At 61.5% G+C, this 21,184-nt stretch carries 24 protein-coding genes and 1 tRNA gene; 10 read left to right on the plus strand and 15 right to left on the minus strand.

The window, feature by feature from the left end:
* Positions 1–66: 66 nt before the first annotated feature.
* A complete protein-coding gene (locus tag NKI15_RS14750) occupies positions 67–435 on the minus strand; it encodes a DUF6949 family protein (protein ID WP_352514863.1) in 369 nt (122 codons plus the stop codon).
* A gap of 110 nt (positions 436–545) precedes the next feature.
* Here NKI15_RS14750 and NKI15_RS14755 point away from each other — a divergent pair, with 110 nt between their 5' ends.
* Positions 546–1,271, plus strand: coding sequence for a hypothetical protein (locus NKI15_RS14755; protein WP_352514862.1), 726 nt, complete (start codon positions 546–548; stop codon positions 1,269–1,271).
* 289 nt (positions 1,272–1,560) lie between these two features.
* Here the strand turns inward: NKI15_RS14755 and NKI15_RS14760 are convergent, their stop codons facing one another.
* Positions 1,561–1,764: a DUF3126 family protein gene (locus tag NKI15_RS14760; RefSeq protein WP_006200852.1), complete on the minus strand. Its 204-nt coding sequence runs from the start codon at positions 1,762–1,764 to the stop codon at positions 1,561–1,563.
* Positions 1,765–2,020: 256 nt separating this feature from the next.
* Entirely contained in the window at positions 2,021–2,869 is an 849-nt protein-coding gene (gene cysE / locus NKI15_RS14765; RefSeq protein ID WP_023667506.1) for a serine O-acetyltransferase, read from the minus strand.
* Between the two features lie 133 nt (positions 2,870–3,002).
* On the opposite strand from cysE, the gene NKI15_RS14770 reads away from it, so the two are divergent.
* On the plus strand, positions 3,003–3,617 hold the full coding sequence (locus NKI15_RS14770) for an HD domain-containing protein (RefSeq protein ID WP_023681513.1): 615 nt from the start codon (positions 3,003–3,005) through the stop codon (positions 3,615–3,617).
* Here NKI15_RS14770 and NKI15_RS14775 read toward each other — a convergent pair.
* The 6 genes from NKI15_RS14775 to NKI15_RS14800 form a co-directional block, all read right to left on the minus strand.
* The gene (locus NKI15_RS14775; protein ID WP_352886255.1) at positions 3,614–4,114 is read right to left on the minus strand and encodes a GNAT family N-acetyltransferase; all 501 of its coding nucleotides are present in this window, start codon (positions 4,112–4,114) and stop codon (positions 3,614–3,616) included. The two genes, NKI15_RS14770 and NKI15_RS14775, sit on opposite strands and share 4 nt — an antisense overlap.
* 39 nt (positions 4,115–4,153) lie before the next feature.
* Positions 4,154–4,468 carry a hypothetical protein gene (locus NKI15_RS14780; protein WP_023667509.1) on the minus strand — a complete coding sequence of 105 codons (315 nt, stop codon included), beginning with the start codon at positions 4,466–4,468 and terminating at the stop codon, positions 4,154–4,156.
* A 70-nt stretch (positions 4,469–4,538) separates the two neighbouring features.
* On the minus strand, positions 4,539–4,910 hold the full coding sequence (locus tag NKI15_RS14785; protein WP_023741428.1) for a hypothetical protein: 372 nt from the start codon (positions 4,908–4,910) through the stop codon (positions 4,539–4,541).
* A gap of 56 nt (positions 4,911–4,966) precedes the next feature.
* Complete coding sequence (locus tag NKI15_RS14790) at positions 4,967–5,734, minus strand: alpha/beta fold hydrolase (RefSeq protein WP_023681517.1); 768 nt, start codon at positions 5,732–5,734, stop codon at positions 4,967–4,969.
* A 10-nt stretch (positions 5,735–5,744) separates the two neighbouring features.
* The gene (locus tag NKI15_RS14795; RefSeq protein WP_023681518.1) at positions 5,745–6,317 is read right to left on the minus strand and encodes a DUF192 domain-containing protein; all 573 of its coding nucleotides are present in this window, start codon (positions 6,315–6,317) and stop codon (positions 5,745–5,747) included.
* 113 nt (positions 6,318–6,430) lie between these two features.
* Positions 6,431–7,027 carry a cold-shock protein gene (locus tag NKI15_RS14800; protein ID WP_031244492.1) on the minus strand — a complete coding sequence of 199 codons (597 nt, stop codon included), beginning with the start codon at positions 7,025–7,027 and terminating at the stop codon, positions 6,431–6,433.
* 355 nt (positions 7,028–7,382) lie between these two features.
* On the opposite strand from NKI15_RS14800, the gene NKI15_RS14805 reads away from it, so the two are divergent.
* Both NKI15_RS14805 and NKI15_RS14810 read left to right on the plus strand, forming a co-directional pair.
* Positions 7,383–7,823, plus strand: a complete 441-nt coding sequence (locus NKI15_RS14805; protein ID WP_023667513.1) for a VOC family protein — start codon at positions 7,383–7,385, stop codon at positions 7,821–7,823.
* 133 nt (positions 7,824–7,956) lie between these two features.
* The gene (locus tag NKI15_RS14810) at positions 7,957–8,250 is read left to right on the plus strand and encodes a DUF2218 domain-containing protein (RefSeq protein ID WP_023681521.1); all 294 of its coding nucleotides are present in this window, start codon (positions 7,957–7,959) and stop codon (positions 8,248–8,250) included.
* A 105-nt stretch (positions 8,251–8,355) separates the two neighbouring features.
* Here the strand turns inward: NKI15_RS14810 and NKI15_RS14815 are convergent, their stop codons facing one another.
* From NKI15_RS14815 to ilvA, 3 genes are all read right to left on the minus strand, one after another.
* The gene (locus NKI15_RS14815; protein WP_352514860.1) at positions 8,356–9,060 is read right to left on the minus strand and encodes an outer membrane protein; all 705 of its coding nucleotides are present in this window, start codon (positions 9,058–9,060) and stop codon (positions 8,356–8,358) included.
* 145 nt (positions 9,061–9,205) lie between these two features.
* The gene (locus tag NKI15_RS14820) at positions 9,206–9,751 is read right to left on the minus strand and encodes a DUF1697 domain-containing protein (protein WP_352514859.1); all 546 of its coding nucleotides are present in this window, start codon (positions 9,749–9,751) and stop codon (positions 9,206–9,208) included.
* Positions 9,748–11,004, minus strand: a complete 1,257-nt coding sequence (ilvA, locus tag NKI15_RS14825) for a threonine ammonia-lyase IlvA (RefSeq protein WP_352514858.1) — start codon at positions 11,002–11,004, stop codon at positions 9,748–9,750. Before ilvA ends, NKI15_RS14820 begins: the two co-directional genes overlap by 4 nt.
* Positions 11,005–11,130: 126 nt before the next feature.
* Between ilvA and NKI15_RS14830 the strand changes: the two genes are divergently transcribed.
* The 3 genes from NKI15_RS14830 to NKI15_RS14840 all read left to right on the plus strand — a co-directional run bounded on the left by NKI15_RS14830 (position 11,131) and on the right by NKI15_RS14840 (position 15,051).
* Complete coding sequence (locus NKI15_RS14830) at positions 11,131–12,534, plus strand: aminopeptidase P family N-terminal domain-containing protein (protein WP_352514857.1); 1,404 nt, start codon at positions 11,131–11,133, stop codon at positions 12,532–12,534.
* A gap of 146 nt (positions 12,535–12,680) precedes the next feature.
* Complete coding sequence (locus NKI15_RS14835; RefSeq protein WP_023695396.1) at positions 12,681–13,754, plus strand: alpha/beta hydrolase; 1,074 nt, start codon at positions 12,681–12,683, stop codon at positions 13,752–13,754.
* A gap of 133 nt (positions 13,755–13,887) precedes the next feature.
* Positions 13,888–15,051 (plus strand): alpha/beta hydrolase, encoded by a 1,164-nt coding sequence (locus NKI15_RS14840; protein WP_352514856.1) that lies wholly within the window; start codon positions 13,888–13,890, stop codon positions 15,049–15,051.
* Between the two features lie 21 nt (positions 15,052–15,072).
* Here the strand turns inward: NKI15_RS14840 and ade are convergent, their stop codons facing one another.
* Entirely contained in the window at positions 15,073–16,884 is a 1,812-nt protein-coding gene (ade, locus tag NKI15_RS14845) for an adenine deaminase (RefSeq protein ID WP_023706606.1), read from the minus strand.
* A 256-nt stretch (positions 16,885–17,140) separates the two neighbouring features.
* On the opposite strand from ade, the gene NKI15_RS14850 reads away from it, so the two are divergent.
* Both NKI15_RS14850 and NKI15_RS14855 read left to right on the plus strand, forming a co-directional pair.
* Positions 17,141–17,992 (plus strand): alpha/beta fold hydrolase, encoded by an 852-nt coding sequence (locus NKI15_RS14850; protein WP_023706605.1) that lies wholly within the window; start codon positions 17,141–17,143, stop codon positions 17,990–17,992.
* A 129-nt stretch (positions 17,993–18,121) separates the two neighbouring features.
* On the plus strand, positions 18,122–18,784 hold the full coding sequence (locus NKI15_RS14855) for an outer membrane protein (RefSeq protein ID WP_023706604.1): 663 nt from the start codon (positions 18,122–18,124) through the stop codon (positions 18,782–18,784).
* 384 nt (positions 18,785–19,168) lie between these two features.
* Here the strand turns inward: NKI15_RS14855 and NKI15_RS14860 are convergent, their stop codons facing one another.
* Positions 19,169–19,909, minus strand: coding sequence for a DUF4145 domain-containing protein (locus NKI15_RS14860; RefSeq protein ID WP_196813701.1), 741 nt, complete (start codon positions 19,907–19,909; stop codon positions 19,169–19,171).
* 27 nt (positions 19,910–19,936) lie between these two features.
* Positions 19,937–20,022: transfer RNA gene (locus NKI15_RS14865), tRNA-Leu, on the minus strand.
* Positions 20,023–20,986: 964 nt separating this feature from the next.
* Between NKI15_RS14865 and NKI15_RS14870 the strand changes: the two genes are divergently transcribed.
* Positions 20,987–21,178 carry a hypothetical protein gene (locus NKI15_RS14870; RefSeq protein WP_023667524.1) on the plus strand — a complete coding sequence of 64 codons (192 nt, stop codon included), beginning with the start codon at positions 20,987–20,989 and terminating at the stop codon, positions 21,176–21,178.
* The last annotated feature ends 6 nt before the right edge of the window (positions 21,179–21,184 follow it).

Genomic DNA, 21,184 nt, shown 5'->3' on the forward strand with positions numbered 1-21,184 from the left:
TCGCAGGCCGGACAAACCCTAGAACAATCCTGGGAAAACCGCGTAGCGGTTTCCCCAGCAATTGCCTCAAGGCAAATACCGCGCCAGCGATTCCACCAAAAGCTGAAGCGCACCAGGAGAGCCAATGCCCCAGGAGACAATGGCGATCAGCACGATGCCCAGCGCCAGCGCCCAGGCGATCACCGTGCAGCCGCAGGACACCAGCATCAGCATCGAAATGCGGCCTTCGCGCCGCGCATCGAGCGCATCGTTGGCGAGCATGAACGGCCCGGCGCAAGCGGTCGTGGCCAGCGAGCGCAGGATGTACGCCGGCGACACATAAGGCTCGGCAAAGGCAAGCCGGCGGCCCGCCGGCAGTTCCATTACGGACCCAGCGAGCCCGCAGGCGGTGAGCCCGACGGCAAAAGCGAAGAGAACGGGTAGCAGCAGGCTCATCTTTACCTTCCGTTTACCATGAAATCGCACAGTCGCGTCCAGCGCAGCAAGAGCCATGCCGCGGCATGTGTGCCGCCCAGGGACAGAGGGCGGCGACTATGGGGATTGCGATGAAGCAGGCAGCGACCGCAGAAGAGTTCAACGTCGTCGATTCCGTGCTGATGAAGCGGGTGTTCTATGCTTTTGCCGCACTGGCGCTGCTGTCGCTGGCGATCAGCCTTGGCGGAAAATGGTTCGGCCGCTCGATCGCCATGGCCGGCTACACCGACGACATCACGGTCCACAGGGTAGTGATCGGCAACAATGTCATTGCCGTGCCGGCCAATGCCATCCGCTTCCTGCAGGCGCGCCGCGACGGCATCGCTTCGCGCCTCGACCTCTATCTGCGTTATCCCCAGATGGACGGTTACAGCGAAGCCGCCCGCGACGATTTCAACCACACGGGGGCCGCCAAAAACATCATCTTCCTGTCGTTTGAACCGCAGATGATGTCGCGCGACATGAGCGGCCGTTTCGCGCCGATCTATAGCGCGCTCATCAGCCAGCCCGGCGCGCCCGGCCCCGGCGGCACGACGATTTACGGTTTTACGGAAAAATCAGGCTATCTCAACGAGGTGCTTGCGGTCGCCGGCCGGCCCGGCAAGGACCCGTTCGTCGCCCGCTGCCTGAGCGGACCGAGCGCTGAGGAATCGCTGGCGCCCTGCGAGCGCGACATCCAGGTCGGCGACAGCCTCAGCCTGACCTACCGCTTTCCCCGGGAGTTGCTGGGCAACTGGCCGGCGCTTGACGCCGCTATCGTCGCCGAGGCCACGCGCGTCCTGAAGACGGGGCGCTAGCCTGCCTCTGTTCGGGCGAAGCGAAGCGGCGCAGAAGTTTACGAACGTTGGCGGGACAGCACCCCCCTCTGTCCTGCCGGACATCTCCCCCGCAAGGGGGGAGATTACGCCCCCATCACTGCTTTCGCCAATTATCGAGGTTGCAGAAGAAGAGCCGAGGAACTGCCGATCTCCCCCCTTGCGGGGGAGATGTCCGGCAGGACAGAGGGGGGTGGGAAGGATCGCCGAGGCTTGCTCTTCATCTCCCCACTTCGTTGGAGATAGGCAACTCCGATCCCCAGTTCCGCGATCAGGCCAGATCGATGTCGAGGATCGCCATCGAGAAATTATAGTCGCCGTCGTCCTCGTCCTTGAAGACGATGCCGAGGAACTCGTCGCCGACATAGACCTCGGCCGAATCTTCCTTGCGCGGCCGCGCCTTCACCTCGAGTTTGGGATTCTGGAAGACGCGCTTGAAATAGGCGTCCAGCTTTCTGATTTCGTCCGGCTTCAAAAGTCTTCTCCGATCGTCGGGCTTGCTCGTTGGAACGCGCTTCTGGCACGTCGACAATGGCGATGTAAAGGCAAGCCGGCTGGATAGAACGCGAGCCCTGGAGCCGGATGATTTCAGGTCGAATCCAAATCCGCCTCTAAATCAAGGAGGTAGAGCATGATTTCGTCCGAAAACCGCCTCACACTTTTCGGCATCATGCTCCAGAGGCAACGGCGCCGGCAACCGGACTTCAGTCCGGCACGCCGGGTGTTGCAAATCAGATGTCGAAGCTGACGACCTGGTCCATCGATTGCGACGGCAAAAGCTGGTCCATCTGGCGCGAAGGCTGGTCGCAGCCGGTCTCGCCGACGACGCGGGCCGGTACGCCGGCAACCGTCTTGTTGTGCGGCACCGGCGACAGCACGACCGAGCCTGCCGCGATCTTCGAGCAATGGCCGATCTCGATATTGCCGAGAATCTTGGCGCCGGCGCCGATCAGTACGCCGTAACGGATCTTGGGGTGACGGTCGCCGCCGGCTTTGCCGGTGCCGCCCAGCGTCACGCCATGCAGGATCGACACATCGTCCTCGATCACCGCCGTCTCGCCGACGACGAGGCCGGTGGCGTGGTCGATGAAGATGCCCTTGCCGATGCGGGCGGCCGGGTTGATGTCGGTCTGGAACACCGAGGACGAGCGGCTCTGCAGATAGAGCGCGAAATCCTTGCGGCCCTGATTCCACAGCCAATGGGCCAGCCTGTGCGTCTGGATCGCATGGAAACCCTTGAAATAGAGCACCGGCATGATGAAGCGGTCGCAGGCCGGATCGCGGTCGTAATAGGCCTGGATGTCGACACGCACGATCGACGACCATTCCTTGTCGTCGGCCAGCATCGACTTGAACGTCTGGCGGATGAGGTCGGAGCCGATGTCCTGATGCGCGAGCCGCTCGGCGAGCCGATGGATGACAGCTTCCTCCAGGCTCTCCTGGTTGAGGATGGTCGAATAGAGGAACGCCGCCAGAAGCGGGTCGCGGTTGACCGCTTCCATCGCCTCGTCGCGGACCGAACGCCAGATCGGATCGACCGGCTGGACCATTGTGGGGCGGGAAATGCTGATGCTGTTCATCGACGTCTTGTCCTGCGTCCTGGCCGCTTGCCTATTCTCCGGCGGCACATATAAGCCAGATCATAGCACGATTGAACTCAATTTTCCTTAGTGCTCGGTGAAATGGATTTGGTTCACGGAAATTCAAGCCGCCATGGAAAACGAACCCTTGATCGACGCTCCGCTGAAACGCGCGCTCTCCGCGCTCTATCAAGCTCCGGATCGCCACTATCACAACCTCGCCCATATCGAGGCGTTGCTGGCGCTGGCGGACGAATATCGAGCATCGCTGCATGATTCCGGCGCCGTCGAAGCCGCAATCTGGTTCCATGACGCCATCTATGACAGCCGCGCCAAGGACAACGAGGCCAGGAGTGCGGCACTTGCGCAGGACAAACTTGCCGCCCGCACCGATCCGGAGCGCCTCGGCCGCATAGCGGCGATGATCGTCGCCACCGCCACGCATGAACTGCCCAGCCTTCAACCACGGTGCCTTGCCGATGAGAACGCCCTCCGCGACGCAGCGCTTTTCCTCGACATGGACCTGGCGATACTGGGTGCGTCAGCCGACGCTTTCGACGCCTATGAACAAGCGGTCCGCCGCGAATATGGCTGGGTCGAGGAGCCGATGTGGCGCGCCGGCCGCGGCGCGATTCTCAAGACTTTCCTCGCGCGCCAGCATATTTTTCACACGCAGGAATTCCGCCAGAGGTTCGAGCCCCAGGCCAGGCAAAACCTGGCGCGGTCTCTAGAAACGCTCAAATCCTAATCCGGAAATGTCTCCATGCGCTGCGCATAGGCTTTGAACCCGGCGCGCCTGTAGACCGATTGCGCAGCCGGATGGTCGTATGTGTCGGTATGAAGCCAGACCCTTTGCGGCGCGTGCGACCAGATGGCGCGAAGCGCCTGGTCGAGCAGGAACGGCCCAAGCCTGCGACCCTGGAAGACGGGGACCAGCCCGAAATGGGTTAGCTCGACCTCAGGCTGGCCGACGCCGTTGAATTCGCACAGGCCAGCGGCCACGCCCTCGACGCGCAGCACATGGATATGTGTCGAGGGCAGCGCCAGCAGGCGCTCGAGCTCTTCCGCCGGCATGCGCAGCCGCTGGTCCCACTGCACCGGCTCGCCGACAGCGCGGTAGAGGCTGAGATAGGCGGCCACATCAAGTGTTTCACGCGCCACCGTGGCGCCCGATAGCGGGCAGTCGAAAGCCGGCGCCGAATTCGGTTCGCGCATGTCCATATAGGTGACGAGAAGGTCAACCAAAGCGGCACCGCCTCCGGCTGCAAGCCAGACGAAGATCGATCACCTGAAGGCGCCAACGGACTTGGTGGCCGCCCAAACAAAGAACAGGCCGATCACCAACGACAGCCCGTTGAGGATGATACCGACGATGCCGAGGACACGATTGTCGTTTGAACGTCCCAGTGCCATCAAGCCAAAAACCACGCCGGTGATGTGCGCCAGCGGCGCCGCAACGAGAAACACCAGCAGAAAAACCCCGCCGAGGACGTTTTGAGCGGCCAGCGACGCCTCGCCTGGCATCAACGCCAGCGTGACCACCGCCGCAAAATCCATTGCGAACGCCAGCAGGGCCAGGATCACCGAGCGTTTGCCCAAGCTGCTCCGCCCCGCCACGCCGGGCATTGCTATCGTGCTTCTTCCCCATCCGGCCATTACTCGTCCCCGATCAGGTGAAAGCGCCGATCGTCGATGCCATTGCCACAAGCAGCAGGAAGCCAACCGCCAGGGAGCCGCCGTTGAGCAGGATGCCGACGACCCCAAGCACGCGGCTATCGTTCGAACGCACCAGCGCCATCAGCCCGAAAATCAATCCGGCAATATGCGCCAACGGCCCTGCCAGCAGGAAAACCGCCATGAAGAAACCCGTGGCGATGTTCTGGGCACGCTCGGATGCGTGGGTCGGAAGCGCCACCATTGTGGTCAGCGCCATCACACCGGCACCGAAGGCGAGCAGCGCCAGGATGACGGAACGCTTGCCGAACTTGCTTGTCACGACGGCGCCCGGCAGAGCGTCGGCGCTTCTTCCCCATTGTGCCATTGTTTGCCACCCCTCGCCGGCCGCCCAATCCATATCGCCCGAAAATCGCTTACCGGTTAAAGCGGATTTTCGGCATAAAACTCCAAAACCCGCTGCTTGAAGGTCTTGTCGCCCACAGCCAGCATATGGTCGCGGCCGTCTATGTGAAACACCTTGGCGTTCGGCATCAGCGCGGCGAGCTCGTCGGGCGAGCCGCCGATATCGTCTGTCGTCCCGACCGCAATCAGCGTTGGTTGGGCGATGCGCGTCATGTCGTCTTCGCTGAGCAGTTCGCGCGACGTGGCGATGCAGGCGGCCAGCGCGCGGCGGTCGCTGCGCGTCTGATCGGCAAAGGCGCGAAACGAGCGACCGCGCGGATGGCTGGTGGCGGCCGGATCGTTGGCCAGCAGCGCCTCGGCGATTGGATCCCAGTCGCCGACGCCGTCGACCATGCCGATCCCGAGCCCGCCGAAGACAAGCGTCGCCACCTTGTCGGGATCCGACAGTGCCAGGAACGCCGCGATGCGCGCGCCCATCGAATAGCCCATGACATGCGCGCGGCCGATGCCAAGATGGTCGAGCAGGGCCGCCGCGTCCGAGCCCATCTTGGCCGGGGTGTAGTCGGCCTCGTCATAGCTTTTCGACGACGAGCCGTGGCCGCGATTGTCGAAGGCGATGGCGCGATAGCCGGCATCGTTCAGCGTCTTGAACCAGCCGGGCGATACCCAGTTGACATAGTGGCTGGAGGCAAAGCCGTGGATCATCAGCACCGGATCGCCCGCCCCCGACGCCGGCTGGCGGTCGAGGAAGGCGAAGTCGAACCCGTCATGGGAGAAGAATTGCATCGGGAGCGGCTCAGCCGGCGCCGGGCGTGGGCGCGTTGCCCTTGTCCGATGGCGGCATGCCGGGGCCGGACACCGTGCCCACGGCCGGATGGCGCAGCAGATCGCCATAGTCGATGCCGTTTTTGGCGGCGGTGCCGGCCTTGAGCTCCAGCACGAAGCGCACTGGCACACCCGGCGAGATGACTGCATCGGACAATGGAGTGCCGTGCTTGACGGCCCGGACCTTGCCGTCCTGTCCAACAAAGATCAGGTCGAGCGGCATCGGCGTGTTGTGCATCCAGAAGCCGACCTGCTTCTGCATCTCGAAGACGAACAGCATGCCATGATTGTCGGCCATATCCTGGCGATACATCAGGCCGGCCTCGCGTTCCGAGTCGGTGTCGGCGACTTCGATCGAAAAGGATTTGTCGCCGCCTTTCGTCGCCACGACCAAGGGTGTCGGATCGACGGGAAGGATCATCGCCTGACCGCCGGCGATCGTCTGCTGGGATGCGGTCGGCTGCCCGGAATAGAAGTAAGCGCCTGCGGCTACCGCAACGATGACGCAGAGCGCGCCCGCTGTCAGCCAGTTCCTGTACGCCATTGGAAATCCTCGACCAAAGACCATGATCCCTAAAAGTGGTCTCAGGTATTCGGATAAGATCGTGGTGAAACCAAGAAAAACGCCGTCCTGACTTCCTCAGGAAGGCTCGCGTCCTAATGCGCGACCGGCAAGGTGCCCATATCGGGGTGAATCTCGGCAGCCATGAGGCCCTTGTCACCGCGTCCGAAACGCACCAGCACGACCTGTCCGGGCCTGAGCTCGGTGATGCCATAGCGGCGTAGCGTCTCCATATGGACGAAGATATCCTCGGTGCCCTCGCCGCGCGTCAGAAAGCCGAAGCCCTTGGTGCGGTTGAACCACTTAACCAGCGCCCGCTCGAGCCCGCTTTCCGGCGTCACCGCCACATGGGTGCGCTGTTCCTGCATCTCGGCCGGATGGATCGCCGTAGTGGTGTCCATGGACAGCACCCGGAACGCCTGCAAACCACGGTCGCCGTGCTTGACAAGGCACACGACACGCGCGCCCTCCAATGCAGTCTGAAAACCGTCCTTTCGAAGGCAGGTGACATGGAGGAGGATGTCGCCCGAAGAACCGTCATCGGGAAGTATGAAACCGTAGCCCTTGGCCACGTCGAACCATTTGATGGCGCCGGCGATTTCGACAAGGTCGGCGCTATCGCCGCCACTGTCACTCTTCAGGGCGTCGTCAAGGTTCTCATCCCGCCTCGTGAAAGAGGCCTTATCCCCCATAAGAACGCCCCCTTTTTTCAAGAAAACCACAAGTGATTCTTGACATTAGATTAACACCGCCGCTTCCGGGGTGTGCAAGACCTGCCGTGCCTTTTTTCGCGGTTGAATACAGGAATAGCTGACTTGTTGTTTGCCGGCGTCGCTGCCGACAGCAATGACGATCCATCAAGGCGGTCAACCGGTCGGCAATTTGCAAGGGATTTCGCCGAAATCGGCAACCACTTGTGTCCGGCGCTTTTGTCAGAGCCATCTGATTTTTCCAAAACCGGTGACCACTTTCAGTCCGATGCTCGTTGCCCTTCGGCGGGGTGGACCTTATGTTGCCTCGCAACCCAAACATCCCCGAGGAAATCCCATGCGCTACCTCCACACAATGGTCCGTGTCGCCGACGTCGATGTCTCGCTCGATTTCTACTGCAACAAGCTCGGCCTTAAGGAAGTGCGCCGCTACGAAAACGAGCAGGGCCGCTTCACGCTGATCTTCCTCGCCGCCTCCGAGGATGTAGAAAGCGGCATCACTGAGAAGGCGCCGCTGATCGAACTGACCTACAATTGGGATCCGGAGGAGTACAAGGGCGGCCGCAATTTCGGCCATCTCGCCTATGAGGTCGACGACATCTACGCCACCTGCCAGCATCTGATGGACAATGGCGTCATCATCAACCGGCCGCCGCGCGACGGCAACATGGCCTTCGTCAAGTCGCCGGACGGCATCTCCTTCGAACTGCTGCAGAAGGGCCCGGCCAAGCCCAAGGCCGAGCCGTGGGCATCGATGCCGAACACCGGCACCTGGTAGCGATCACGCCATCTTGAGCGAGGCGGCCGCGCCGACAAGCCGGCCGCCTTTGCCATTTCGAGCAACGGCACCTATTTACCTGCCTGTCGCGCCAGCCAAACAAAGCCAGTGCCTCATCCAGGAGAATTCATTTATGCCGACCAGCCGTGCCGATGTCACCACCGCGTATGCCAGCCGCTATTTGCAGCAGCTGTGCAAGCACTGGGCGCACAAATTTCCCGTCGAGTTCGATCCAAACCACGGCACCATCGATCTGTCGCTCGGCCGCACGGTTCTCGATGCCGATGCGGCAGCGCTGCATATCACGGTGTCGACGGATGAAAGTGGATCGCTGGAGCGCATGGAGAGCGTCGTTGCCGATCACATCAAGCGCTTCGCCTTCCGCGAGGAGCTGACTTTCGAGTGGAAGCAGGCTCCGGCGACCTGATCTGCTGTCAGCCGCAACGCCGAACGCCGGAAGCTGCCAGCCCCGGACAACGTTATGGCGTCACTTGGTTGCGACGCCATCTGAATTGTCGGAACGACGGATCGATCAGAACTTGTAGTTCAGGCCGATCTTGATCGTATGGGCGTCGATCTTCACCCTTGCGTCGTTGCCCTCGATATCTGTCAAACGGACCTTGCCGAAGTCGAAGTACTGGTATTCCAGCTTCGTGGTCCATTTGTCGGCGAAGGCCCATTCGACACCGCCACCGATCGTATAGCCGAAGCGGCCTCCGCTCCTCGATGCGCTGCTGTCCGGGTCGGGCACCCCGTCAAAATCGAAAGTATCGCCATAACTCAATTTGTAGTGAGTCGCCGCCGCGCCGCCCTTGGCGTAGATCAGCAGCCTGTCGGTGGCGTAGCCCAGACGTGCCGTCAGATCGCCATAGACGCCCAGTTTCGCCGATCCGAAATTGTCCGGCTCTTCGACGATAGTCCTGTCGCCCTCGATGCCGAGATAGCCCAGATCGGCTTCGACGCCATAGACGAATGCTCCGGACTGCCAGTTGTAACCGGCCTGAACGCCGCCGAGGAAGCCGTCGGTATCGACGTCATGGGTCTGACCAAGCTCCTCGTCGAAGAAGGAATCCGTCTGGTCGACCGCGTCACCGCGTCCCCAGCCATAGCCGGCGTTGATGCCGACATAGCCACCCGACCAGACAAACCCTGCCGGTACGGTCTCAATCACGTCGGCGGCGAACGCCGCGCCGCAAGCCGAAATCAGGAAAGTAGATGCGAGAAGCAGACGTTTCATGAAACTCCCCAATGCGTCGGAAAGAGCATAGCACAGACATGCAGTATTCATTAAGCTGCCTAGGCCGGATAATCGAAAATTGTTGCAGAAAAACAACTGTTTAGCCGAGGCTTAATTAGCATCGCGACCGCAACGTAGAAGCGGTTCAAAGCGAACGCGCTATCTGCAGCAGCGCCAGCACCGAGCGCCAGTTGCGCGCGGTGCCGGGCACTTTCAGCACGCGCGGGATGAGATTGGCGAACACCGATTTGCCGAGCCCGTCCGGCGCCTTGAGGTAGAGCACGTCGTCCCTGACCTCGAAGCTTTCCGGGCCGGTGCATTTTTCGGCAAGCCTGGCGATCTCGTCCGCCGTCGGCTGGCGCTCCAGCGTGTAGGCGTGAAGCTTGGTCGGATCGCCGGCGACTTCCGGATAAGGATTCTCCTTCACCAACCGTTCGAACCAGGAGAGATCGCGCACCATGATGCGCGAGTGAAAGCCCCATTTTTTCTCGAACGCCATTTCGATCTGTTTCGCCAGCGTGGCGGCGTCGCCCTTCTTGGTCCGGAACACGACATTGCCGCTCTGCACATAACTGGCGACATCGGTGAAGCCTAGCGCCTCGAATAACGCCCGCAACTCCGCCATCTGGACGATGCGGTTGCCGCCGACATTGATGCCGGAAAACAGTGCGACGAAGACAGTGCCGCTCATATGATGAACCCGGCCAGGGTCTCGTTGTCGGTGATGTCCTGATAGTGCACGCCCTCGGCCTCGAAATTCGCCCTCAGCAAATCGAAGTTTCGCCGGTCTTTGGTTTCGATGCCAATAAGCACAGAGCCGAAATTGCGCGCCGATTTCTTCAGATATTCGAAGCGCGCGATGTCGTCGTCGGGACCGAGCAGTTCGAGGAAGTCGCGCAGCGCGCCCGGCCGCTGCGGAAAGCGGATGATAAAATATTTCTTCAGCCCCTCGAAGCGCAGCGCCCGCTCCTTCACGTCGGGCAGCCGCTCGAAATCGAAATTGCCGCCCGACACCACCGCGACGATGGTCTTGCCGCGGATTTCCTTGCGCGAAAAATCCTTCAACGCGTCGATCGCCAAGGCACCGGCCGGCTCCAGCACCACACCTTCGATGTTGAGCATCTCGATCATGGTGGCGCAGAGCCGGTTCTCAGGGATCAGCCGCACCGCCTGAGCGGCGAACTCCTTGAGGTGGCGCAACGGCTCGCGGCCGATCTCGGCCACCGCCGCGCCGTCGACGAAATTGTCGACATTGGCGAGCCGGACGCGCTTGCCGCTGGCGAGGCTCTGATGCAGGCTCGGCGCACCGGCCGGTTCGCAAAAGACGTACCGCGCGTCACGTTGCTGCTCGGCGAAATAGTGCGTCACCCCGGCCGCCAGGCCACCGCCGCCAACCGGCAGCATGATGATGTCGGGCATGCGCGCGCCCGGCATCTGGTCGGCGATCTCATAGGCGACCGTCGCCTGCCCCTCGATAATGTCCTTGTGGTCGAAGGGCGGCACCATATGCGCGCCGGAACTTTCGGTGAATTCGAAGGCGGCGCGGTAGCAGTCGTCGAAGAAGTCGCCGACCAGCCTGATCTCGACGAAATCGCCGCCGAACAGCCGCGTCTTGTCGATCTTCTGCTGCGGCGTCGTCACCGGCATGAAGACCACGCCCTTCTTGCCGAAATGGCGGCAGACGAAGGCAAAGCCTTGCGCATGGTTGCCGGCCGAGGCGCAGACGAACAGCTCGGCCTCGTTGCCGGCGGCAAGCGCCTTGCGGAAAAAGTTGAAGGCGCCGCGGATCTTGTAGGAGCGCACCGGCGAAAGATCCTCGCGCTTCAAGAGCACCCGAGCCCCCGTCTTCTTCGACAGATAATCGTTTTCCTGCAGCGGCGTTTCGGGAAAGATTTCACGGATCGCGGCTGCGGCAACGGCAACGCGGGAGGAAAAACTGTTCATGGCGCCGTCACCTCTGGATCGATGTTCGAAGGCGAAGCCTATTGCACAATTCGCCGTTTGCGGCCACCGCTGCCCTGCTGGCCGCCGCTTTGATGGGCCGGCACGAAATCCACTGGAGCCATCCTCATGCCTGTTTCGGCTGTCGCCCTGAAGACCGTAGACCTTCCTGAATTCGGCGAGCCAACAGTGATGCCGCTGCTTGCGCGCCGGACCTACGAAGCGCGCATCGAGGCTCTGCTGGCGCGCGGCGCCGAGGCCGGGCTCGACGCCTTTGCCGTCTATGGCGACCGCGAGCACGCGGCCAATGTCGCCTATCTCAGTGGTTACGATCCGCGTTTCGAGGAGACGCTGCTGGTCATCATTCCCGGCAGCCAGCCAAAACTTCTCGTCGGCAATGAGGGTTGGGGCTATGCCGAAATCTGCGACGGGCCTTACGAGCGCGTCCTTTACCAGACCTTCTCGCTGCCAGCGCAGCCACGCGACCGCTCCGCCTCACTTGCCGACACGCTTGCCGCCTGCGGCCTGAAAGCCAGCCAGAAGATCGGCGCCATCGGCTGGAAGCCGTTCGGGCCCGGCGATGGCGGCGTTGGCGAGACGACGCTCGACCTGCCGTCCTTCATCGCCGATACGCTGCGCACACTGGCCGGCGACAGGGGCGCCGTGGTCAACGCCGCCAACCTGTTGATGAACCCATCCGACGGCCTACGCGCCATCAACGAGGCAGACCAATTGGCGTCCTTCGAATTCGCCGCGACCTTTTCCTCGCAGGGCCTGCGCAACGTGCTTGGGAATATTGAGCCCGGCATGAGCGAATTGCAGGCCGCGCGGCTGATGGGGATCAACGGCCTGCCCCTGTGCTGCCACCCGATGCTGTCCGCCGGCAGGCGTGCGCCCTACGGCTTGCCTAGCCCGCGCCTCGACATCATCAAGCGCGGCGATCCCGTCACCATGGCCTATGGCATCCAGGGCTCGCTCAACGCCCGCGCCGGCTTCCTGGTCGAGAGCGCCGCGGAACTGCCGCGCGAGATCGACGACTATATCGACAAGCTGGTAGCGCCCTATTTCGCCGCCGTCGTCGACTGGTACGAGACCATCGGCATAGGCGTTGCCGGCGGAGCGCTTTGGAAAGCCGTGCATGACCGCATAGGCGACCCGTTCTTCGGCGTCTCGCTCAATCCCGGCCATCTCGTCCATATGGACGAATGGATGCATTCGCCGGTGTTTTCCGGCTCGGACATCAAGCTGCAATCGGGCATGGCGCTGCAGGTCGACATCATTCCGGCGACCGGAACCAGCTATTTCACCACCAACATCGAAGACGGTATCGCGCTTGCCGATGAGTCCCTGCGCGAGGAGATCGCGGCCCGCTATCCCGAGGCATGGCGCCGCATCGAGGCGCGCCGCGCCTTCATGGGCGACGTGCTGGGCATCAGGCTCAAACCCGAGGTATTGCCCTTCTCCAACATTCCGGCGTTCCTGCCGCCATTCTGGCTTTCGCGCAACAGTGCGATGGCTGTGACCCGACGCTGACCACATTTCGGCTGGACACGACTTACTTCTGCCGCACTCTCACTGTCCGGGAGGTGTCGCGGAGGGTAGACGGGCCGAGGGTAGACAGGCCTTTGGGCCTCAAAGTGAATTCTATGTGAATTCATCTTTCGATTGGAATTTTTGACGTGCGTTTGAAGACGATTTGCATTCTTGCACTTGCCCTGTTGATCGCCGGCTGCGGCGGCCGCAAAACCGAGGAACTGCTCGGCAGCGCCGTCATGTCCACGCCGGTGACCGAAATCTCGGGCAATCACTCGATCTTCATTGCCACCACACGTAAGAAATCCGACGATCCCAACAAAGTTTTCGACGGCGAACGCTCGGCGACGCTGAACTACGCCCGCGTCACCGTCACCGTTCCCGGCACCCACCAGACCGGCCAGATCGAGCGCCGCTCGCGCGGCAAGTCGAACGACCCGGCGAAATACTTCATGGCTTCCGAGGTCGTCGGCTACGATGCGCAGCCTCAATTCTCAAGCGCGCTCAATGCCGACATTGCCGCGCGCGGCGGCCGCGTCATGGTCTTCGTGCATGGCTACAACACCGGCTTCGACGACGCGGTCTACCGCCTGACCCAGATCGTCCACGATTCCGGCTATCCCGGCACGCCGGTGCTGTTTTCCTGGGCATCCGGCGCCAGAACCACCGACTATGTCTATGACAAGGAAAGCGCCAGCGCCGCCCGCGATCAGCTGGAGGTGACATTGCGCATGCTGCAGCAGTCCGGCGCGCGGCGCATCGACATCGTCGCCCACTCGCTCGGAACCTGGGTGACCATGGAAACGCTGCGCCAGATGGCCATCACCGGCGACCGCGATCTCGGCGGCAAGCTCGGCGATGTCGTGCTGGCCTCTCCCGACATCGACGTCGACGTCTTCAAGAGCCAGATGCGCCGCTACGGCAAGCCGGACAAGCCGTTCATCCTGCTGCTCTCCGACGACGACCGGGCGCTGCGGCTCTCAGGCCTGATCGCCGGCTCGCGGCCACGCGTCGGCGACTACAAGGATGCCGCCGACCTCGCCGCTTATGGCGTCACCGTGGTCGACCTCTCCAAGGTCAAGGGAGGCGACAGCTTCAACCACACCAAATTCGCCGACAATCCCGAACTGGTGAAGATGATCGGCCAGCGGCTGCGCGAGGATGACGGCTTTGCCAGCGACCAGACGGTGACCGACCGTATCAGCGCGCTCGGACAATAAGGCTGTCGCCTTGCGGCGACCGTCGCCGCGTGAGGTCGCGAATGCCGCTCGGCCCGATCACTTTCAACTGGACCGGGCCGGTCTCTGCCTCTACGACATTGAAATCGGCGCCAATGCGCCAGCGGGAGCCCGCGTGAACGAGCGTTGGAAGACTGTCCTGGTCCTTGCGTTCGCGCTCGCTGCCGCCGGCTGCGCCGGCCCGAACACCCATGACCTGTTGAACGAGACGACGGTTTCGGTGCCTGCCTCCGACATCGCGGCCACCCACGAAATCTTCGTCGCCACCACCCGCAAGCAGGCGACCAAGGACCCACGCCAGGTGTTCGATGGCAATCGCTCGCTGACCACCAGCTACGCCCGCGTCGACGTCACCGTGCCGAAGGTCCACCAGGTCGGCGCCATCGAGCGCGCCAAGGGCTCGGCAAATTCGAACCCGGCCAAGCAATTCACCGCCACCGACGTCGTCCACTATGGCGACGCCTCGCAATTCGCCAAGGCCGTCGGCGCCAACATCACCATGAATGGCGACCGCGCGCTGGTCTTCGTCCACGGCTTCAACAACGGCTTCGACGACGGGGTCTACCGGCTGACGCAGATCGCCCACGACACCGAATATCCCGGCACGCCGATCCTGTTTTCGTGGGCTTCGAGCGGCAAGACCACGGGCTATATCTACGACAAGGACAGCGCCAACGCCGCGCGCGACGACCTCGAGGCGACGCTCAGGATGCTCGCCAAGACAAAGGTCAAGAGCATCGACATCATCGCGCATTCGATGGGAACCTGGGTGACGATGGAAGCGCTGCGCCAGCTCGCCATCACCGGCGACCGCGATCTCGACGGCAAGCTCGGCCGTGTCGTCCTGGCATCGCCCGATATCGATGTCGACGTCTTCAAGAAGCAGATGATCCGCTACGGCAAGCCCGACAGGCCGTTCGTCATCCTGCTTTCCGCCGACGACCGTGCTCTGAGACTGTCCAGTCTGCTATCCGGCGACAAGCCGCGCGTCGGCGACTACGGCAACGCCGCCGACATTGCCAGTTACGGCGTCGTTGTGGCCGACCTCAGCCAGATCAAGGGCGGCGACCGCCTGAACCACGCCAAATTCGCCGACAACCCGTTCCTGGTGCAATTGCTCGGCGACCGTCTGCGCGCTCCAGCCGGCCTGGCATCGGACGAACCCACGCAGGGCCAGATCGACAATCTCGGCCAAGGCATCGGCAAGGCCGTCGGCTCCGTCGCCGAGATCATCATCACCACGCCATTCAAGGTGCTGACCATCGCCACCGGCGGATGAGAGCCAAGCACCGGGCTGATCTCAGATAAAAAGATCGACCTTCTGGAACGTCGTCACGTCGATCAGGCCGACATCGGAAATCCTGAGCTCCGGAATGACGACCAGCGCCAGCAGCGAGTGCTGCATGTAGGCGTTGTTGAGCGAGCAGCCCATCTTGCGCATCGCCTCGGTCAGTTTCTCCGCCTTGGCCGCCACGATTTCCGCCCGCTCGTCCGACATCAGCCCGGCGATCGGCATTTCGACCAGCGCAAGCTCCTTGCCCTTCGAAAACAGCACCACGCCCCCGCCGACCTCGCCCAGCCGGTTGACGGCCAGCGCCATGTCTTCCTTGTTGGTGCCGACGCAGATGATGTGGTGGGCATCATGTGCGACGCTCGACGCCATGGCGCAGTCGCCCATATAGCCGAAGCCTGAGACGAAGGCATTGGTGACGCCGCCGGTGCCGCGGTGGCGCTCGACCAGCGCGATCTGGCAGATGTCGTTGCGGCGGTCCATGGCGACCAGCCCGTCCTCGACCGCCAGGTCGGCCTCCAGCGCCCGCGTCGGCGCCTGGTTTTCGATCACGCCGATGACCCGCACCCGCACCTCGTTGGCGCCCTTGGGCGCCGCAATGTCGAAGTCGCCTGGCTTCAGCTTCTTGCCGAGCTTGACGGTGTTCTTCGCCGATTTGGGGTAATCATAGGCCGGAATGTCGATCTCGAGCTTGCCGCCCTTGGCCAGCCTGATACCGCGGCCATAGACCTCGTCGATGGTCATGGCGGCAAGATCGGAGACGATCAGCAGATCGGCCAGCCGTCCCGGCGCGATCGAGCCCAGTTCGCGCTCCAGCTTGAAATGCTGGGCGGTATTCAGCGTCGCCATCTGGATCGCCGTCACCGGCTTCAATCCCTGTTGGATGGCGTGGCGCACCACCCGGTCCATATGGCCTTCATGCACCAGCGTGCCGGAATGGCTGTCGTCGGTGCACAGGATGAAGTTGCGCGGGTCGAGACCGCTCTCGGTCACCGCCTTGATCTGCGAGGCAACATCGTACCAGGCCGAGCCCAGCCGCAGCATTGCCTTCATACCCTGGCGCACACGGGCGATCGCGTCCTCGGCGCGCGTGCCTTCATGGTCGTCCTCCGGCCCGCCGGCGACATAGCCATGGAACGGCAGGCCGAGATCGCGCGACGCATAGTGGCCGCCGACCGTCTTGCCCGCTCGCACCGTGGCGGCGATCTCGCCCGACATCACCGGATCGTTGGCCACGACACCGGGAAAATTCATCACTTCGCCGAGCCCGATGATGTTTTCCCAGGTCATCGCTTCCGCGACATCGGCGACCGTCAGTTCGGCCCCGGCATGCTCCAGCCCCGGCGCGGATGGCACGCAGGACGGCATCTGGACATGGACGTTGATCGGCATGGCGACGGCCTCGTCATGCATCAGCCGCACGCCGGGCAGACCCAGCACATTGGCGATCTCGTGCGGATCGATGAACATCGAGGTGGTGCCGTGCGGGATGACGGCGCGGCAGAACTCGGTCACCGTCACCATGCCGCTCTCGACATGCATGTGCGCGTCGCACAGGCCGGGCACCAGATAGCGGCCGCCGGCATCGACCACCTTGGTGCCCTGGCCGATGGCATGGCTGGCATTCGGCCCGCAATAGGCGAAGCGGCCGCCGGCAACGGCGATGTCGGTGCCGGCTATGATTTCGCCGGAGTGCACGTTCACCCAGCGGCCGTTGCGAATGACGAGATCGGCAGGCTTGCGCCCCGTCGCGACGTCGACCAGATGCGTCGCCATCTCGGTCCAGGGCTTGGGTTTCGTCGCCGACGGCTGCTTGGCCATGAAAGACTCCTGTTTGCCAGACTGTGCCAAGCCGGCAAGGTTTTGGCCAGCGATCACGGACGAAATCCGCTCGATGAGAACTCGCCCTGGCGGATGCGCCGCACCTGTTCACACCGGCGAGCGTCACGGCGGTCATTCAGTTTGGCCTGTGCCGGCACTTATGCTACTATTCTGCCGACGGTGCTGATTTGCGCCGACGACCCGCCGCGAGGCGGGTTTTTGTTGTGATGAGGCCGAAACCTCCTGAGGTGAAGTCATGACCCGGTTCCTGAAAGCACTCGCCTTCGTCACCCTGTTCCTGATCTCGGCCGGCTTTGCATCCGCCGAGGAACGTTGGCAGACCTTGCCCGAACCGGCGGCCATGCCCAAGCCTGAACAGAGCGGATATGCGCCGGTCAACGGCATTCAGATGTACTACGCCGTTTTCGGCGCCGGTGATCCGATTCTCCTGATCCATGGCGGCCTTGGCCATGGCGACATCTGGGCAAGCCAGGTGGCGACCATGTCCAAGACGCACAAGGTTATTATCGCCGACAGCCGCGGCCATGGCCGCTCTACCCGCACCGAGCAGGCTTACGGCTATGACCTCATGGCGTCGGACTATCTTGCGCTGCTCGACTATCTCAAGATCGACAAGACCGCTCTTGTCGGCTGGAGCGACGGCGGCATTATCGGCATCGACATCGCGCTGCATCATCCGGAGCGGCTGACACGGCTCTTTGCGCAGGCCGCCAACGTCACCACCGATGGCGTCGATCCGGGTGTGCTGACCAACAAGACCTTTGCCGCCTATATCGACCGCTCGGGCCGCGACTACAAGAAACTGTCGAAGACTCCCGACCAGTACGATGCCTTCGTGGCGCAGATCAGCCACATGTGGGAGTCGGAGCCGGCCTGGACCAAGGAGCAGCTCGGCAAGATAACCACGCCGACCGCGATCGTTGCCGGCGACCATGACGAGGCGATCAAGCGCGAACACACCGAATACATGGCCTCCGTCATTCCGGGCGCCAAGCTCATCATCCTGCCCAACGCCAGTCATTTCGCCATGCTGCAGGCGCCGGACGAATATAGCCAGGCGGCGCTGGACTTCATCGACGCCAAATAGCGCCCCCAGCTAGAGCACCCCAGCGCAGCAACGGGTGCATTCCGATTGTTGAACAATGGGTTCCGTTTTGCGGCGAATAGGATTACCTTCCGGCAAGGCGCCTTCTGAACCGCCTTTTCGGAGAACTCGATGCGGTGTCTGACGATTGCCAGTGCCGGATTTCTGATCGCTCTGGCCGCGCCGGCATTCGCCGCCGACCCGATGGCGGTGCCGATGACCGAACCAGGCTTCGACTGGACCGGCTACTATGCCGGCCTGCAGGCCGGCTACGGCTGGGGCCAGTCCGACATATCAGTGACGGAAGGCGCGCCGTTTTCCATCTCGCCCGACATTGACGGCGGTTTCGTCGGCGGCCATGTCGCCGGCCTGTGGCAGTTCGATCAGGCGGTGCTCGGCGCCGAGGCGGAGCTCAATTATTCCGCCGTCGACGGTACGGCGGTATCAGGCCTTGGAAGCACATTCCGCACGGACATCAAGTGGTTCGGATCTGTAAACGCCAAAGCGGGCTTCGCCATGGACCGCGTGCTGGTCTACGGCGTCGGCGGCGTCGCCTTTGCCGGCATCGAAACTTCGCAAGTCGCGGGCGCGTCGTTCGCCGGCACACGCACGAATATCGGCTGGACCTTGGGCGCCGGCGTTGACTATGCGCTGACCGACAAATTCATCGTCGGCGCGCAATATCGCTATTACGATTTCGGCTCCGAGCACTATGACGTGGCGGAACCCTTCAACGATCGCGATCAGGATGTGAAGATGAACGCGGTCGGTATCAATCTCAGCTACAAATTCTGAGCCTTCTCGGCGACTGAGATTTTGGCAACAACCAACTGTTTTGCCATCACGAACCACCTTTCATGAGTCCGACACTCGGCAAAAGATGGCTTGACGGGTTTTCGCTGGCGTCTGAAAAGGGCTGGCCTGCGGACGTGGCGGAATTGGTAGACGCAAGGGACTTAAAAAGGGATTTGTCACGTCCCGAGCATTTTCAAAGGCTTAGCAGTACGCAGGAAACGCCGACATGCGTTCCGATTGTGTTCAAGAGTTTCAACCGTTTAAGTTGAATAAACTAAGTGACTGTTTCCCTTGTGGATTGCGCTGCCACATGTGCAATGATCCCATTGGAGTGACCGTTGCAATCGCGAGTGCATGATGTGGGGAATTTTGTGGGAAAAAAACTTAACCGGCAGCACTATCCGGGTCGACTTTGGCGGCAATTTTGGCATTCTTTTGTTGCGTTCTCTTGCCGTCCAAGAGCGCCTTTAGCTGCGAACTATGTTCTTTGCGACGATCCCGCTCGATATACCAGACTTTGAAAAGCTCCTCGATCAGACCAATCAAGAGCGCCGCCTCGTTTGGATCGACGTCGATGATGACATCAACGTTTTTGTCCATGTGAGCCCCTATGTCCCCGACCCCACGAACCGCTTGAATGTCGTCCCAGACCTGGCTGTTAATCTTGTCTTTTACGAAAGACAATTCTGCACCTAGGTCGCCTCGCCTGTTTTGCGGGATTTCGAAATAATCTCTCACAATGCCCTGCAAACAGCGTCGCGACAAAGCTGCGGACGCGGCTCCACTGACAGGAAGCACCAAGACTGCCTCTCGATACGTTTTTTGTATCGCTTCTGGAATTGAAACCGGGAGGGGCATGACCTTGCCTTCCGGCCAAAGCCGATGCTGGTGGACGATACTGCCCCATTGCATCTGTCTTTGTGCGGGATGGGAAAAATTTCGAATTACAAGATCAATCGACAACTCGCGACAGTTTGGGTTCGGACATGAAACAGAGAACACGCGCAGTTTGACTGCCCCGTGTTTTGATCGAAGATTTAACATCGCATGGTCGTCGGTGCTGTCGCCATCGTTGATTGTGGTGAAGGTTCCACAATACGAGCACTCCCAATTCATTGCAGCCATGCCGTTTCTTCCCATTACGCTCTGGTATGGTGCGGGCGGCGGGACTTGAACCCGCACGGCCTAGGGCCTCCGGATTTTAAGTCCGGTGTGTATACCAATTTCACCACGCCCGCAGTCCTCGCAGATTTAGTTGGACCCGCCCTGTTTGGAAAGCGAAAAAGGCGGTTCCCATATGTGGGAAATCAGTGGGAAATCCCCACAATTTTTGGCAATTTGTGGGAGACGTTGAATGCGCAAACCCTTGCCTTGCAACGAACGTTCAGAAGCCCAAGGGACTTAAAATCCCTCGATCTCTGATCGTACGGGTTCGATTCCCGTCGTCCGCACCATTTGAATGCTTAGGATTTGTTCTGTAAGAACTCACTGGCTACCATAGAAAAGGCTGACGCGGGTAGCAACTGAAGAGTTTTTAACACTCTTGCTGGAATACCTGCTGCAACACTCCTGTCCGTAGCAACCGACCGCGCGGCCAGGTCAAGGCACTCCCTTAGGAGCCGGCTGGGGCCGCAGCGGCCTCAACCCGGTGGGCATGCTCCGTCGCGATTTTAAGAAGAGTTGCAGCCGTTTCCTGTGGCGTCCAACCTTGCGCTTCTGACGCAGTCACCAAGGCCGCAAACGCGGCTTCTAATGCGACTTCACAGTTCACCCCACGGTCTGGGCTATCCTCTGGCAATATCGGGGGTTCGACGGATTGGGACATGGTGAGTTCTTTCAAAGGGGAAAAACCCGCCGCCCCAGCCTTTTGCCACTTGAAAATTTCAGCAAAGGATCATTCCAGCTATCAGCAGCGTGATTAGAACTGACAACGGCACGGCCAGAAGACCGACCAACTCAACATTTCTTGTGTTTTGTCGCTTGTCCATCTTCGTCGCCCGCATGTCGTTGGCTTTGGCATCTTGCCGTCAACGTGCAGCTGTTGGAACCAACCACAAGTGCCGCTGATCGGAGATTCAGTCGGTGCTGCATATTAGCAACACATTGTGGAACGATCGGGCGGCATCAGCCAATTGCTTTTGAATGCGCTTGCACTTGCTTCGTACGATTCCGTACAGTTTTCCCCATTGGGGGAGGCGGCCGATGGACCATGACGAGGAAGGCTACAGCATTGACGCCTTCGATTTCGATGTGGTGTGCGAGACCTTCAGGAGATCCGTTCGGGAGCTGAACCTGGCTGAAGAGCATTGGGTAGACCACGCGAAGGCGCTCCTACGGGAATTCACCGACAGCGCACCTGACGACGACATGATTAGCCGGATCGTCGGGCGCTAGTGGCCT

Source organism: Mesorhizobium sp. M0862 (genome assembly GCF_040319795.1).
Lineage (GTDB): Bacteria > Pseudomonadota > Alphaproteobacteria > Rhizobiales > Rhizobiaceae > Mesorhizobium.

Coding starts and splice junctions, on each gene's coding strand:
- NKI15_RS14750 (WP_352514863.1), bottom strand. CDS start 435: ATGAGCCTGCTGCTACCCGTTCTCTTCGCTTTTGCCGTCGGGCTCACC.
- NKI15_RS14790 (WP_023681517.1), bottom strand. CDS start 5,734: ATGCAATTCTTCTCCCATGACGGGTTCGACTTCGCCTTCCTCGACCGC.
- NKI15_RS14820 (WP_352514859.1), bottom strand. CDS start 9,751: ATGAGCGGCACTGTCTTCGTCGCACTGTTTTCCGGCATCAATGTCGGC.
- NKI15_RS14830 (WP_352514857.1), top strand. CDS start 11,131: ATGCCTGTTTCGGCTGTCGCCCTGAAGACCGTAGACCTTCCTGAATTC.
- NKI15_RS14870 (WP_023667524.1), top strand. CDS start 20,987: ATGGACCATGACGAGGAAGGCTACAGCATTGACGCCTTCGATTTCGAT.
- NKI15_RS14805 (WP_023667513.1), top strand. CDS start 7,383: ATGCGCTACCTCCACACAATGGTCCGTGTCGCCGACGTCGATGTCTCG.
- NKI15_RS14755 (WP_352514862.1), top strand. CDS start 546: ATGAAGCAGGCAGCGACCGCAGAAGAGTTCAACGTCGTCGATTCCGTG.
- ilvA (WP_352514858.1), bottom strand. CDS start 11,004: ATGAACAGTTTTTCCTCCCGCGTTGCCGTTGCCGCAGCCGCGATCCGT.
- NKI15_RS14815 (WP_352514860.1), bottom strand. CDS start 9,060: ATGAAACGTCTGCTTCTCGCATCTACTTTCCTGATTTCGGCTTGCGGC.
- NKI15_RS14810 (WP_023681521.1), top strand. CDS start 7,957: ATGCCGACCAGCCGTGCCGATGTCACCACCGCGTATGCCAGCCGCTAT.
- cysE (WP_023667506.1), bottom strand. CDS start 2,869: ATGAACAGCATCAGCATTTCCCGCCCCACAATGGTCCAGCCGGTCGAT.
- NKI15_RS14770 (WP_023681513.1), top strand. CDS start 3,003: ATGGAAAACGAACCCTTGATCGACGCTCCGCTGAAACGCGCGCTCTCC.
- NKI15_RS14860 (WP_196813701.1), bottom strand. CDS start 19,909: ATGGCTGCAATGAATTGGGAGTGCTCGTATTGTGGAACCTTCACCACA.
- ade (WP_023706606.1), bottom strand. CDS start 16,884: ATGGCCAAGCAGCCGTCGGCGACGAAACCCAAGCCCTGGACCGAGATG.
- NKI15_RS14795 (WP_023681518.1), bottom strand. CDS start 6,317: ATGGCGTACAGGAACTGGCTGACAGCGGGCGCGCTCTGCGTCATCGTT.
- NKI15_RS14800 (WP_031244492.1), bottom strand. CDS start 7,027: ATGGGGGATAAGGCCTCTTTCACGAGGCGGGATGAGAACCTTGACGAC.
- NKI15_RS14855 (WP_023706604.1), top strand. CDS start 18,122: ATGCGGTGTCTGACGATTGCCAGTGCCGGATTTCTGATCGCTCTGGCC.
- NKI15_RS14850 (WP_023706605.1), top strand. CDS start 17,141: ATGACCCGGTTCCTGAAAGCACTCGCCTTCGTCACCCTGTTCCTGATC.
- NKI15_RS14785 (WP_023741428.1), bottom strand. CDS start 4,910: ATGGCACAATGGGGAAGAAGCGCCGACGCTCTGCCGGGCGCCGTCGTG.